At 72.7% G+C, this 13,679-nt stretch carries 10 protein-coding genes; 2 read left to right on the forward strand and 8 right to left on the reverse strand.

Going from position 1 to position 13,679, the window contains the following annotated elements; genetic code table 11:
* Positions 1-123 precede the first annotated feature (123 nt).
* The 6 genes from QOZ89_RS17670 to QOZ89_RS17695 all read right to left on the reverse strand — a co-directional run bounded on the left by QOZ89_RS17670 (position 124) and on the right by QOZ89_RS17695 (position 7,722).
* On the reverse strand, positions 124-1,335 hold the full coding sequence (locus QOZ89_RS17670; RefSeq protein ID WP_312624253.1) for an ABC transporter substrate-binding protein: 1,212 nt from the start codon (positions 1,333-1,335) through the stop codon (positions 124-126).
* 128 nt (positions 1,336-1,463) lie between these two features.
* On the reverse strand, positions 1,464-2,666 hold the full coding sequence (locus tag QOZ89_RS17675; protein WP_071050893.1) for an amidohydrolase family protein: 1,203 nt from the start codon (positions 2,664-2,666) through the stop codon (positions 1,464-1,466).
* A gap of 238 nt (positions 2,667-2,904) precedes the next feature.
* Positions 2,905-4,155 (reverse strand): acyl-CoA dehydrogenase family protein, encoded by a 1,251-nt coding sequence (locus tag QOZ89_RS17680; protein WP_312624254.1) that lies wholly within the window; start codon positions 4,153-4,155, stop codon positions 2,905-2,907.
* Between the two features lie 2 nt (positions 4,156-4,157).
* A complete protein-coding gene (locus QOZ89_RS17685; protein ID WP_312624255.1) occupies positions 4,158-5,363 on the reverse strand; it encodes an acyl-CoA dehydrogenase family protein in 1,206 nt (401 codons plus the stop codon).
* Positions 5,360-6,421 carry an acyl-CoA dehydrogenase family protein gene (locus tag QOZ89_RS17690; protein ID WP_312624256.1) on the reverse strand — a complete coding sequence of 354 codons (1,062 nt, stop codon included), beginning with the start codon at positions 6,419-6,421 and terminating at the stop codon, positions 5,360-5,362. Before QOZ89_RS17690 ends, QOZ89_RS17685 begins: the two co-directional genes overlap by 4 nt.
* Entirely contained in the window at positions 6,418-7,722 is a 1,305-nt protein-coding gene (locus QOZ89_RS17695) for an acyl-CoA dehydrogenase family protein (protein WP_312624321.1), read from the reverse strand. Before QOZ89_RS17695 ends, QOZ89_RS17690 begins: the two co-directional genes overlap by 4 nt.
* A 66-nt stretch (positions 7,723-7,788) precedes the next feature.
* Between QOZ89_RS17695 and QOZ89_RS17700 the strand changes: the two genes are divergently transcribed.
* Entirely contained in the window at positions 7,789-8,640 is an 852-nt protein-coding gene (locus QOZ89_RS17700) for a FadR/GntR family transcriptional regulator (protein ID WP_312624257.1), read from the forward strand.
* Positions 8,641-8,789: 149 nt separating this feature from the next.
* On the opposite strand, the gene QOZ89_RS17705 is transcribed toward QOZ89_RS17700, so the two are convergent.
* Positions 8,790-9,578 (reverse strand): SDR family NAD(P)-dependent oxidoreductase, encoded by a 789-nt coding sequence (locus QOZ89_RS17705; protein WP_241841975.1) that lies wholly within the window; start codon positions 9,576-9,578, stop codon positions 8,790-8,792.
* Between the two features lie 257 nt (positions 9,579-9,835).
* Here QOZ89_RS17705 and QOZ89_RS17710 point away from each other — a divergent pair, with 257 nt between their 5' ends.
* Positions 9,836-10,546, forward strand: coding sequence for a TetR/AcrR family transcriptional regulator (locus QOZ89_RS17710; RefSeq protein ID WP_071050896.1), 711 nt, complete (start codon positions 9,836-9,838; stop codon positions 10,544-10,546).
* A gap of 45 nt (positions 10,547-10,591) precedes the next feature.
* On the opposite strand, the gene QOZ89_RS17715 is transcribed toward QOZ89_RS17710, so the two are convergent.
* Positions 10,592-13,510 carry an ABC transporter permease subunit gene (locus tag QOZ89_RS17715; RefSeq protein WP_312624258.1) on the reverse strand — a complete coding sequence of 973 codons (2,919 nt, stop codon included), beginning with the start codon at positions 13,508-13,510 and terminating at the stop codon, positions 10,592-10,594.
* Positions 13,511-13,679 lie beyond the last annotated feature (169 nt).

Consider the following 13,679-nt stretch of genomic DNA (forward strand, 5'->3'; position numbering starts at 1 on the left):
CGACCGCGTGCCCCCGGCCAGGCCCCAGGCCCGGGGCAGGCCCGCTATACGGCGGTGCCGGACCGCGCCGCCGGACGTGATGTCACGGCGGCGCGGCCCGGCGCGTCGTGCCGGAGCTCGCGGCTACTGCTGCGGCTTACCCACAACGAACGGCTTCTCGACAGTGACGACGAGCTTGCCGTCCTTGATCTCGCCTTGCGACGCCGACTGGTTCTTCACCCGCGGGATGCCCTGGACGCCCGGGGAAGTGAAGTCGATCGGCGCGGTCGCGCCCTGCGTGTCGAGCGCGGTCTGCTTGTCCAGGTACTCCCGGATCTTCACGGCGTCGACGACGCCGACCTTGGGGATGATGTCCGCGAGCAGCTTGACGCTGAGCCAGGCGTTGATCGCGGTGTCACCGATGGTGTTGGTGATCCCACCGACCTGCTTGGCGTACTTCTGGACGTCGTCGTTGAACGCGCTGATGGCGCCCTCACCGAAGGACAGGACGACCAGGTTCGGCTGGTTGAGGTTCGTGACGGTCTCGACGACCTGCGGCGTGAGCACGATGCTCGGCAGCGCCCACGTCAGCTTGGTGAGGCCGATCTGGTTGCAGGTCTGGATCAGCGGGGCGAGCTGGCGGGGGTTGATCGCGGGGACCGCGGTGTCCGCGCCGCTCTGCTTGATCTGCAGGCAGGTCGGCTGGAAGTCGGTGGCCGTCAGGCCCAGCTTGATCTGGTCGACCGTGACCGACGGCGGGTAGTAGCTGGCGGAGACCTTCGCCGACGACTGCGCGATGGCCGAGTCAGCAGAGATGTAGGCGACGCGCTTCGTGCTGGCCGGCAGCATCTGCGGCAGGATCCGGAAGGACACCAGGACCGGCTCGATGACGTAGACCCGCGGGTTCTGCAGGGACGCCGACGCGGCGCCGAGGCTCGCCCAGGAGATCGTGTTGGCCGTGTCCAGCGTCGGGAGCAGGCTCGGCTCCATCGTGCCGTCGTCACCGGCCATCATGAGGACCTTGTCCTCGACCAACAGCTTCTGGGCGCACACCGAGGCGCCCTGCGGCGTGTTGTGATCGTCGCAGACGTCGATCTCGACCGGCCGGCCCAGGATCCCGCCGTTCGCGTTGACCGACGCCGCCGCGATCTTCGCGGCCTGCGCGACCCACGGCTGGGACACCGCGTCGGTCTGGATCCCGGTCATGAGCCCCAGCTTGATCGGGGCGCCGGTGGGCTTGGGCGCGGTGGCGGCGCCGGCGTCGGGCTTGTCCGAGTCCGACGAGCCGCCGCAGGCCGCGACGAAGAGCGTCACGCCTAAGAGCGCCGCCACTAACTGCTTGCGGGGTAAGCGCACCTGGGGTCTTCCAGCCGAGCTCGGCTGAATTGCTGGCATTTTCGTTTCTCCGTATCGTAGAACGCGACAAAGGGAGCCGGCCGGCCGAGATGCCGACCGGCCGGCCATGACTGTCGACCGGGTGAGCGCTAGGAGATGACCGCCGGGTCGGCGGGGGTGAAGTTGTAGACGCGGGCCGCGTTCCCGACAGTGATCTTGTACTGGACGTCCTCGGGCAGGTGGCCGAGCCACTTGTTGGCCATCGAGATGGTGTCCGGCCAGGTGGAGTCCGAGTGCGGGTAGTCGCACTCGAGCATCACGTTGTCCTCGCCGATGATGTCCAGCAGCCGGATGCCGGCCTGGTCCTCGATGAACGTGCCGAAGACGTGGTCGTGGAACAGCTTGCGGATGTCGGTGTCCAGGTCGAAGGACGCCGCGCCCTTCGCCTCGCCGCGCTCGTGGGAGGCATTCATGTCGATGTCGAAGCGTGACGCCCAGAAACGCTGCTTGTCGATGACCTGCTCGGCCCGCTCCAGGAAGTACGGAATCCAGCCGATCGAGCCCTCGGAAAGGGCGATCTTCAGGTTCGGGTACTTCGGGAAGATCCCGCTGAACAGCCAGTCGAGCAGCGTGCCCGCCTGGTTCGCCGCCGCCGAATAGGCCATGAACGCGAGCGTCGGCATGTCCGCCGAGGTACGGATCAGGTTGGACGACGAGCCGACGTGCATCGAGATGACGTAGTTCGTGTCGTTGCAGGCCTGGAACACCGGGTCCCAGTAGTCGGTGTGGATCGACGGCAGGCCGAGCTTCGTCGGGTTCTCCGAGAACGCGATCGACTTGCCGCCGCGCGCCGCCGTCCGCTCGATCTCGGCCGCCGCCGCCGCCGGGTCCCACAGCGGAATGATCATCATCGGGATGAAGCGGCCGGGGAAGTCGCCGGCGAACTCCTCCAGGATGAAGTCGTTCCAGGCCTGGACGCAGAGCAGGCCGAGCTCCTTGTCCTTGGCCTCGTGGAAGACCTGGCCGCAGTAGCGCGGGAAGCTCGGGAACAGGATCGACGAGAGCACGTGGCCCTGGTCCATGTCCGCGACGCGGGCGGCCGGGTCATAGCAGCCGAGGCGCATGTCCTCGTAGGTGATCGGCTCGGGCGAGAACTCCTCGCGCGTCTTGCCGGCGACGGCGTTCAGGCCCGTGGTGACGATCTGGCGGTCCTCGTAGACCCAGAACTCGGAAGCGCCGTCCCGGACGATGCGCGGCCCGGTGTCCCGCCAGCGCTCGGGCAGCCGCTCCTGCCACAGCCGGGCCGGCTCGATGAGGTGGTCGTCGACCGAGACGAACCAGTTGAACGACACAGGGCCTCCAGCGGGCGGTCCGCCCAGCCGGGCATCGCGGGGACACCTTCGGCTGGGCGAAAGGTCGGACAGAGTTACGGGCGTGCGGTGGTTTCGGGCATACGGTGGACCTGCCCTCTAAGAGAGCGAACGCTCACATCCTACCGAGCGGGACGCACGGACGCCAGATCCAGACCGAAGGACATGGCAGATGCCTGCCAGCCCGTCCCGGCGCACCGCCCCGACGGCACGGCGAGGCTCATCGAGCCCCACCTGCTCCGTCGGCGTCGAGATGGCGGGCGAGGCGGGCACGGTGGGCGGTCGGTGAGCCGAACAGCGCGCGGGAAAGGGCGGCGCGCTTGAGATATCGGTGCACGCCGCTCTCCCAGGTGTAGCCGATGCCGCCGTGCAGCTGCATCGCCTTGCCCGCGACGTCGACGGCCGCCGCGCACATGTACGACTTGGCCCGCGACACCGCGACCTCGACGGCGCTCATGGCGGCATCGTCGACGCCGTCAGCACCATCGGCGACGTGGACGGCGCTCGCGGCGGCCAGCGCGCGGGTGGCCTCGGTGACCAGCCCACGGCCGACGGAGACCGACACCAGCATGTCGGCGCAGCCGTGCTTGACCGCCTGGAACGAGCCGATCGGCCGGCCGAACTGGTGGCGCACGCTCGCGTACTCGACGGTGGCCGCGAGCATCGCCTCGGCGGCGCCGAGGCTGTCGCACGCGACGGCGAGCGCGCCCCGCGCGAGCAGCAGCCGCCCTGCGGTCCGTCCGTCGCCGCCGAACCGCCACACCGACCCCGCCTCGACCGGCGCGTCCGTCGCGGCCACCTCGCCCAGGCTCCGGCTGACGTCGAGCACCGGCGTGGCCGTGACCAGCACACCCTGCTGGCCGGGCGCGACGCGCACGACGACAGGTTCGTCGCCCTCGTCCAGCGCCAGCAGCAGGAGCGTCTCGGCCTCGGCGGCGTCGGGCACGAACTCCGCGCGCCCGGTGAGCCGCCGCGCGCCACCCGCCCCCGCCAGCCGGAACGGGACCGCGGCCGGCAGACCGGCCGGGCCGAGCGGCGCGTCGCCGGTGGGAAGCGCGACCGCGAGCCGCGGCGCGTCGCTGGCGAGCGCTCGCAGCAGGTCGTCGCGGCCGTCGGCCGGTTCCAGCGCCAGCAGCGCGCCCGCGCCCAGCACGGCCGTCCCCAGGTACGGTGCCCGCGCGGCGGCGCGGCCCAGCTCCTGGCAGACGACGGTGGTCTCGGCGACGGTGACGCCGGCGCCGTCGAGCTCGTCCGGCACCTCCAGCCCGAGCCAGCCGGCCTCCGCGAGCAGCGCCCAGTCGACCTCGGCGTCGTCCCCGCCGTCCTTGCCACCGGCGGTCGCGAGCAGGTCGCGGGCGACCGCCCGCAGCTCGGCCCGCAGTTCCTCGGCGGCTCCCGCGTCGTCGGCCGCGGCGGCTCCCGGCGCGCTCGTCGACGCGGCGACGGCCAGGTCGGATGAATGAGCGTTCATATTCACGGCTCCCTGGGCAGGCCGAGGCCCCGCTCCCCGATGATCGTGCGCTGGATCTCGTTCGTGCCGCCGGGGATCGTCCACTCCCACGAACCGACGAAGTCGAGCAGCCACCTGCCCGACTCCCAGCCGCTGGACGCGGGCTTGGCGAGCTCGGTCAGGGCGCCGAGTCCCGCGATCTCGGCGCCGAAACCGGTCATCCGCTGCAGCAGCTCGCTGTAGTGAACCTTGACGACGGAGGCGTCGGCTGGGCCGACGGTGCCGGTTTCGTGGCGCTCGACCAGATCGCGGCACAGCGCCCGCAGGCCCGCGATCTCGGTGTCGAAGCCGGCCAGCCGGTCGGCCACCAGCGTGTCGTCGATCGGCCGGTGCCCGGCCGCGTCCGGCCGCCGGCAGGTGTCGACGAGCGAGCGCAGACCGACGTTGCCGAGCCGCTCGGCGAGCTCCAGCATGGTCATCCCGCGCTCGGCGGACAGCGTCGCCTGCGCCACCTGCCAGCCGGAGTTCTCCGGCCCGACGAGGTTCTCCGCCGGGATCTCGACGTCGTTCAGGAAGATCTCACAGAAGTGCGAGTCCCCCAGCGCGTTACGGATCGGCCGCACGTCCAGGCCGGGCGAGCGCATGTCCATCAGGAGGTAGGAGATGCCGCGCCGCTTCGGCGCGGCCGGGTCGGAGCGCGCGAGCAGCAGGCACCAGTCGGCGTGCGCCGCGCCGCTCGCCCACAGCTTCTGGCCGTTGACGACGAAGACGTCGCCGCCCGCGCGGCTCTCCCGGCGGGCGGTGGTGCGCAGGCTCGCCAGGTCCGAGCCCGCCTCCGGCTCGGAGAAGCCCTGGACCCAGATCTCGCCGTCGAGGATCCCTGGCAGGTGTCGGCGGCGCTGCTCGTCGGTCCCCGCGGTCAGCAGCGTCGCCGCCGCGTGGTGGATCGACACGAACGCGAGCACCAGCCGGGGCGCGTCGGCCGCGGCCAGCTCCTGGTAGAGCACCATCTGCTCGGCGGCCGACATGCCGCCGCCCCACTCGGCGGGCCAGTGCGGCACGGCGTAGCCGGCGCGGCGCAGCTCCTGGAACCAGGCCTGCTGGAAGGCGACGAACTCGTCGTCGCCGACGCCGGTCTGCGCCCGGCGCCAGTCGGCCGGCACGTGCGCCCGACACCAGTCCCGGATCGTGGCCCGCAGCTCGGCCAGGTCGGCCAGTGTCGCGTTCATCCCGCGCCCATCACGGCGTTCGGGCCGAAGATGCCGGCGAGGCCGCGCCGGCCCAGGCGGCTCGCGAGCGCGTCCTGGGTGGCCGAACGGCCGAGAGGCAGCCGGCGCAGCGGCTGGCTGTAGCGCGACAGCCACGACAGCGTCGTCTCGTCGCAGAACCCCATCGCGCCGTGCAGCTGGTGGGTGACCCGGAAGACCGTCTCAGCCGCCTCGACGGCGGCCAGCCGCAGCGCCAGCGCGTCGTCGACGGCCTCGGGCCGCCCGGTCTCGACGCTCCACAGCGCGTAGCCGGCGAGCTCGGCGACCCCGGCCCGCTCTACCTCGGCGTCGGTCAGCTGGAACTGCACGCCCTGGAAACGGGCGAGCGGCTGCCCGAACTGCTCGCGCTCCAGGATGTACGTCCTGGTCAGCACCATCGCCCGGTCCAGCATCCCGAGCAGCGTCCAGCACCCCAGCACCATCCCGAGCGCGACGTCACCCGCCCCGTCCGCACCCGCCCCGTCCGCGTCGCCCGCGTCCCCGCCGGCTGGCGCGCCGGCGATGGCGCCGGCGAGCGGCGCGAGGTCCAGGCTGACGACGAACGCCGACTTGCGCGCCGGGCCGTCGGGCTCGCGCGCGGTCGCCGCGTACCGCCGCCCGTCGAGGGCGACGGCGGCGAGCCGCAGGTCGAGTCCGGCGACCGGTGCCGCCGGCGCCGCGGGCGCGACGACGACCAGCGCGTCCGCGCCGCCGCCCACGGGCCGGCACAGCCGCTCGGCCACGGGGTACGGCACCGCCCACCAGCCAGCGGCCCGGCACAGCGCCGCGGCCGCCTCCAGCTCGTCGGCGCTCCCCCGCGGGTCGAGGTCCCACGCGCCGAGCTCGTCGAGAACTGGCACGACGAGCTCGGCGCGGCGCGCGGGCTCCCGCTCGGCGGTCTGGGCGAGCTCGTCGCCGCCGGCCGCCTCCAGCGCGCGCAGCGCCGTCCGCCCGAACTCGGCCGCCTCGTCCGACAGCTCCATCAGTACGCCGCCACCGGCCGCGAGGCCGTCCACGGCGCCCTGGGTGACAGTCGTCATGACGCCGCTCCCGCCTTCGCCGGGGCCGCCGCCCTGGGCTGCCCGGACGACGGAGCGCCGGAGGCGGCCAGCAGCGCCCGGGACAACAGGATGCGCTGCATCTCGATGCTCCCGGAGGAGACGGTCGACGCGACCGCGTAGCGCGCGTGGTCCTCGACCGCGCGTCGGAACCGCGCGCCGTCGTCGCCGGCCGGCTCGGCCGCCGTGACGATCTCCATGAGCACGTCGGCGCTCTCCTGGTCGAGTCTGGTCACCGCGATCCGGTAGGCCGCCGAGTCGACCGGGCTGACCTGGCCGGTGCCCTGCCGGGAGACGACCCGGTAGGCCAGCAGCCGGGCGCGCCGGGCATGCACGAGCATCCGGGCCCACCGGCCGCGCAGTTCCGCCGGCAGCTCCTCCCAGGCGTCACCGAGCGCCTCGGGCGCCTCCTGCAGCAGCCGCTCGCAGCGGGCGTAGCGCGCGATGCCGACCCGCTCGAAGGCGAGCACCTCCTGCACGACGGCCCAGCCGCCGTCGACCTCCCCGAGCACGTCCCGCTCGGTGACCCGCACGCCGTCGAAGAACACCTCGTTCAGGTGGTGCGGGCCCATCATGCAGGCGATCGGGCGGACCTCGATCCCCGGCGCGTCCATCGGCACCAGGAAGATCGTCAGGCCCTGCTGCTTGCGCCCGGACGTCGACGTCCGCGCGAGCAGGAAGCACCACTGCGCCATGGTGGCGTAGGAGGTCCAGATCTTCTGGCCGTGGATCCGCCAGGCGCGGCCATATCGGCTGGTGGACCCGCCGCCACGCGAGGCTTCGCCATTGTCGCGCGGTGGCGGGTCGCGCGGTGGCGGGTCGTCGGCGCCGTCACCGTTCTCGTCCGGACGGGCCGCGGTGCGCAGCGAGGCGAGGTCAGAGCCCGCGCCGGGCTCGCTGAAGCCCTGGCACCAGATCACCTCGCCGCGCGCGATCGGCGGCAGGTGCTGGGCGCGCTGCTCGGGCGTGCCGTGACGCATGATCGTCGGCCCGACCCAGTTGACGCCCATGTACTGGGCGCCGCGCGGCTCGTGGCGCGCCCACATCTCCTCGCGGACGACCGTCTGCTCCCACAGCGACGCGCCGCGCCCGCCGAACTCCTCCGGCCAGGCCATGCACAGCAGGCCCTCGTCGGCGAGCAGCCGGCAGAAGTCCTGCGCGACGGCGAGATCCGCCGGGTCGGCGGTGAACGCGCCGAGGTAGTCGGCGGGCACGTGCTCGCGGACCAGCGCTCGCAGCCGCCCGCGTAACGCGGCCGCCTCCGGTCCCAGGTCGTACTCCATGGACGCCAGACCGTAGTGCAGGGGCGCCAGCACGGTCAACACTTATAAGGATAGTAGGATTGATGGGTGCCTACGAGCCGCCGCAGGGCCATCCCCCAGCTTCGCGTCGCGGAAGCCATCGCCGCGACGCTGCGCGAGCGCATCCTGGCCGGCGCCGACGGCGACGGCTACCGCCTGCCCACACAGGAGCAGCTCGTGGAGGAGTTCGGGGTGAGCTATCCCTCCGTACGGGAGGCGATCCGGATCCTGGAGACCGAGGGGCTCGTCACCGTCCGGCGCGGCAACGTCGGCGGCGCGGAGGTCCACCGCCCGGACCCGTCGTCCGCCGCCTACCACCTGGGCCTGGTCCTGCAGGCCGGCCGGGTCACGCTCGGCGACCTCGCCGGCGGCCTGCAGTTGCTGGAGCCGCTGTGCGCGGCCGAGTGCGCCCGCCGCGACGACCGCGTCGCGCAGGTCGTGCCGGCGCTACGCGCCAACGTGGAGAGGTCCGCCGAGCTGGTCGGGTCCGGGCTCGCCGGGAGCGGGCTCGTCGACTCCGGCGTCGCCTTCACCGAGACGGCGCGGGATTTCCACGAGCTCATCGTCGCGTTCACCCCGAACGCGACGGTCCGCCTCGTCGTCAGCAGCCTGGTCGCCCTGTGGTCGGCGCAGGAGGTGCGCTGGGCCGAGCTGCTGACCAGCCGCGGCGAGTATCCGGCCCTCCAGGACGCCCAGGCCGTCGTGCGCACGCACCGGCGCCTCCTCGCCGAGATCGAGGCCGGCCGGGCGGCCGAGGCCGAACGCCTTTCCCGCGCCCATCTCGCCGCGTCGCAGGCGCTGCTCGTCGACCGTTTCGACAGCGACGTGCACGCCGCGTCGACGCGGTCCTGGCAGGCCGTCGGCCCGGCTGGCGGCGCGCGGGTCTCCAGCCGCGTCTGAGACCGGAGACCCGCACCCGCGCCAGCCCGGGGCCTCCGGCGGTCAGGCGGCCCCAGCGGGGTTGTAGCCGAGGATGCCCTTGGTCTCCAGGTACTCGTGGAAGCCGAACTCGCCCCACTCGCGGCCGTTGCCGCTCCGGCGTGAGCTCCTTAGCGCGCGGTCCAGCCGCCGTCGACGGCGATCGTCTGGCCGGTGACATAGCGGGCAGCGTCGCTGACCAGCCACAGCACCGCGCCGACGATGTCCTCGGGGCTCGCGTCGTCCGGCAGCGGAGTGTTGCGCCGCAGCCAGTTCTGACCACGCTCGGTGTCGTAAAGGTCGTCGGTGATCTCGCTGCGGAAGAAGCCGGGGGCGACGGTGTTCACCCGGATCCGGTGCCGCGCCCACTGCACCGCGAGCTCCACCGTGAGGCCGGAGAGCCCGGCTTTGCTCGCCGCGTAGGACGCCTGCGGGATGCTCGGGATGCCGACGATGCCGCTGACCGACGACACGTGCACGATCGCGCCGCGCCCCGCCGCCTTCATGTGCGGGAATGCGGCCTGGCTCAGCCGGAACGGCGCGACCAGGTTGAGCCCCAGCGTGCTCAGGATGGAGTCCGCCGACTCGTCCTCCGCCCGGTCGCGGGAGAAGATGTTGCCCGCCGCGTTGACGAGGATCTCCGGGCCGCCGAGCTCGGCGGCCACCCGCGGGACGACGGTGTCGACCTGGGCCGGGTCGAGCAGGTCGGCGCCGACGGCGAGCCCGTCGATCTCCTTGGCGAGCGCCGCCAGCCGGTCCGCCCGTCGGGCGACGATCGCGACCCGCGCGCCGGCGGCCGCGAGCGCCCTCGCGACGGCGGCGCCGAGCCCCGAGGACGCGCCCGTCACCACCGCCACCCTGCCGTCGAGCCGGAAACCCTCTCCCGGCAGCGTCTCTCCGAGCGGCGTTGTCTCTGGCACCGTTCCTCCGGACTGTGTCGGCTCGTCGTCCATGGCATCGCTCCCGCCGGACGCCGCGACCTGCGATCATGGAGTAAGTAAGCATTCATTTTCTATTGAACTTAAGATCGCCGCCACCCGCGCGTCAAGTCGCCGACGTCGACGTCGAGATCAGGGACACGATCTCACAGCACCAATAACACGAGCACCATGATCGGACCGGGTAAGATAGCGTACGTTCATTCACCTGGCGCTGCGGCGCCGTACCGGGAGGACCGATGGCCGACTCGACGGCGGAGCAGACTGTCTCGGAGTCCGGCCCGGCTCCGACTGCCGGGGCGGAGCCCGAGGTCAGGCCGCGGCCGCGGCGGCTGACCGCCGAGGCGCGCAAGAGCTCCATTCTGAAGGCTGCCCGCCAGGCGTTCGTCGAGACCGGCGACATGAATGGCACCACTATCAAGCAGATCGCCGAACGTGGTGGCATCAGCGAAGGCGTGATCTACCGCCATTTCGAGAGCAAGGACCAGCTCTTCTACGAGGCCGTCTTCGAGCCACTGCGCCAGGCGATCGACGAGTTGGTGGCCGCCTCCGAGGTCGTCGATCTCAACGAGCCGCTGACGCCCGAGCGGCAGCTGGAAACCCTCAACGGCCTGTACCGCCAGCTCATCGCCACGCTCGAGGAGATCCTGCCGCTGCTGGGCCTGGTGCTCTTCGGCGACCCGAAGGTGGCGCGGCGCTTCTACCGCAAGCACTTCACCGTCGCCATGGACCGGCTGGCCGAGGCCTGGCGCGAGGTCGAGGACCGCTACGGCTTCGAGTTCGAGTCCCCGGACATCTCCGCCCGCGCCGTCATGGGCATCGCCCTGGTGCTCGCCCTGGAGAGCCGGCACAACGACCTCTTCAACCGCGACCGCGCGATCAGCCTCGTCACCCAGAGCACCGTCAAGGGCTTCTTCCCCACCATCGAGCCCACCCGCCGCCGCCGGTAACCACGACGCGCCCAGCGGGGGCCGGCAGACCGGCCCCCGCTGGGGTCAGACGCCTTCGGCCGCGACCGGTTCGGGCGCGGCGGCCTCGGCGGCCTCGGAGCTCAGCTGGCCGAGGTAGGCGGCGCGCACCGCCGGGTCGCGCAGCACCTCGTCGGGCCGGCCGGAGGCGATGACCCTGCCGAAGTCGAGCACCACCACGTGGTCGCAGGTCGAGGCGACCACGTCGATGTTGTGCTCGACCAGCAGCACCGCCGCGCCTGACTCGGCCGCGAGCCGGCGGAACAGCGCGCTCGCGGTGCGCCGCTCGGCGCCGCCCAGGCCGGCCGCCGGCTCGTCGAGCAGCACCGCGGCCGGGCGCTGGGCGACCAGCCGGGCGATCGCCACCATCCGGCGCCGGCCCTGTGGCAGGTCGGCGACGACGGTGTCGAGCACGTCGTCGAGGCCGAGCATCGTCACCGCGGCCGAGGCGGTGTCGGACAGGCTGCCGCGGCGCGGGTAGGCCAGGTCGCGGATGTAGGCGAGCGCGCCGCGGCCGTCGAGCGCGGTGAGGATGTTCTCCCGGACGCTCAGGTCGTCGAACAGCTCCAGGTTCTGGAACGTCCGCCCGAGGCCGAGGCGGGCGCGGGCGGGAGCACGCAGCGCGGTGACGTCGCGGCCGAGCAGCTCGACGGTGCCACCGGCGGTCCTGGCGAAGCCGGTGAGGGCGTCGATGAGGCTGGTCTTGCCGGCGCCGTTCGGCCCGATCACACCCACGACCCGTCCGGCGGTCAGCTCGAACGACACCCCGCCGACGGCGACCGTGTTGCCGTAGCGCACCTCGATGTCGCGCGCGACGAGCACGGTCCCCCCCGCCGGGACCGGGCAGCTCGGCTGGAACGCCAATGGCCGCCGCGCCGCGCCGCCGTTGGCCGCCGCGCCGCCACTCACCGCGGCCTCATCGGCCGCCGCGGAGCCGGTCTCGCCTGTCGCCCCGATCCCGTCGGCCGTGGCGGTAGCGCCTGCCGCGGCCGGCTCCGCGGGCTCGGCTGGGCGGCGGGTGAGCCGGACGACGAGGCGGACCAGGCCGTCCTTGATCGCGGCCTGCGCCGGGATGATGCCGCTGGGCGAGCGGACCATGGCGTCGAGGACGACCAGACCCGTCGCGATCGGCAGCCACGCGTCGATGGAGCCGACGGACAGCCAGTCCGACACGGCGTTGGCTACCACGCCGCCCGCGGCCGCGGACGCCGAGAAGACCGCCCCGGCGACGTATCCGACGCCGCCGACGACGGTGAACGCCAGTGCCGAGATCGACCGGAACACCCCGTAACTGGTGAAGTCCGCGATCCGGAACTGGAACGCCGACAGCGCCCCGGCAAGCCCGGCGATCCCCGCCGAGATGGCGAACGCGCCGAGCTTCGCGCCGGGCACCGACACGCCGACGGACGCCGCTCCCCGCTCGTTCGCCCGCACCGCGAGGAAGCGCCGCCCGGCCTCACCGCGGCGCAGGTTGAGCACCGCGACCGAGGCGAGCACGAAGGCGGCGAGGCACACGAGCGCGAACCGGTTCGGGTGCGCGGACGGGCTGATGTTCAGGCCGAACAGTGACGGGTCGTGCACCGTCAGGCCGTCGAGCCCGCCCGTCATCGACGGCTGGGTGAGCACCAGGTTCTCGACCGCGAGCGAGAGCCCGAGCGTGACGATCGCCAGGTTGACCCCGCGCACCCGCACCGCCGGGGCACCGAAGACCACGCCGAGCACGACGGCGGCGACGGTCCCGAGCAGCACGCAGAGCAGGAACGGCAGGTGTAGGTCGTTGCTCATCCGGGCGGCGATGAACGCGGCGAAGCCGGCGAGCGCGGCGCAGGCCACGCTGATCTGCCCGGCATAGCCGGTGACGACGACGATCGACAGGGCGAGCAGGCCGAACAGGGTGCTGTTGATGGTCGCCGCCGACCAGGATGGCGAGGCGAACAGCGGGATGGCGACCGCGGCCACCACCCAGACGAGCGCGGTCACCGGCTTGAACCGGCCCGTTCCGGCTCGTGGCAGCCGGCCGGTCAGCGCCTCGCCCCGGCCCGGCAGCGCCGCGCCGCCGAGGATGACGGAGACGATGATCACCGCGAACGGCAGCGAGGAGACGATGCCGAGGTTGACGTCGTAGCGGCGCATCACCGACTCGGCGACGCCGAGGGCGAGCCCGACGACGACGGTGATCCACACGGCGTTGAACCGGCCGACGAGGGCCGCGGCCATGGCCGGGATGACCAGCAGGGTGAGCGCGTCCGGGGTGAGGCCGATGACCGGGATGAGCAGGATGCCGGCGAAGGCGGCGACCGCCCCGCCGACGCCCCAGGTGATCAGGCCGGTCGGGTGCGGCGAGATCCCGATGGCGCTGGCGGCGACGGGGTTCTCCCGCAGGGCGGTGGCGTTCATCCCCAGCTTGGTCTTGCCGAACATCAGCCACAGGCCGAGCGCGAGCGCGAGCGTGACGATCAGGATGGCGAGCGTGTCGTTCGTGATCACACCACTGAAGATGGTGATCTTGCCGTGCCCGAACAGCGGCGGAAGAAGGTGGGACTCGGTGCCGTAACGCTTCACGACCACGCTCTGCAGCAGCAGCATCAGCCCGAGGGTGGCGACCACCTTGGCCATGTCGGGGCTGTTGCGCAGCAACCGCACCACGACGAGGTAGAACAGCAGGCCCAGCACGGCGCCGGACGCCACCCCGATGGCCATGGCCGGGGCGACGGGTAACGACGCGTGCGCGCCCCCGCTACTGCTGGTTCCCGAGTAGAGCCCACCGCCGCCCGCCCCGCCGGCGTGCAGGTCCCAGAAGATGTAGCTGCCCACCATGCCGATGGCACCCTGGGCGAAGTTCAGGATTCCCGAGCCCCGGTAGACCGCGACCACGCCGAGCGCGACGAGCGCATACGCGCCGCCGCCGGCTAAGCCGATCAGGGCGAACTGCCACAGCTGCGACAACGGGCTTTCCTCTCGGCTGCGCCCCCGCCCCGGTGGGAGGGTCAGGCACGTTTCGGCGGGGAGGGGTGGCTCGCGCCAGCCCCGACGGGCGACGGGCGGCGAGGGCCGGCCACGACGGGCACGCCTCACGCCGGAGATCGCGGAGTGTAGTGTAACCGCGATCACACAC

The sequence above is a fragment of the Pseudofrankia coriaricola genome (assembly GCF_032027725.1).
Lineage (GTDB): Bacteria > Actinomycetota > Actinomycetes > Frankiales > Frankiaceae > Pseudofrankia.

Bases quoted from the DNA above. Each gene is read 5' to 3' on its own strand.
- QOZ89_RS17685 (WP_312624255.1), bottom strand. From the start codon at position 5,363: ATGAACGCGACACTGGCCGACCTGGCCGAGCTGCGGGCCACGATCCGG.
- QOZ89_RS17690 (WP_312624256.1), bottom strand. From the start codon at position 6,421: ATGACGACTGTCACCCAGGGCGCCGTGGACGGCCTCGCGGCCGGTGGC.
- QOZ89_RS17680 (WP_312624254.1), bottom strand. From the start codon at position 4,155: ATGAACGCTCATTCATCCGACCTGGCCGTCGCCGCGTCGACGAGCGCG.
- QOZ89_RS17710 (WP_071050896.1), top strand. From the start codon at position 9,836: ATGGCCGACTCGACGGCGGAGCAGACTGTCTCGGAGTCCGGCCCGGCT.
- QOZ89_RS17695 (WP_312624321.1), bottom strand. From the start codon at position 7,722: ATGGAGTACGACCTGGGACCGGAGGCGGCCGCGTTACGCGGGCGGCTG.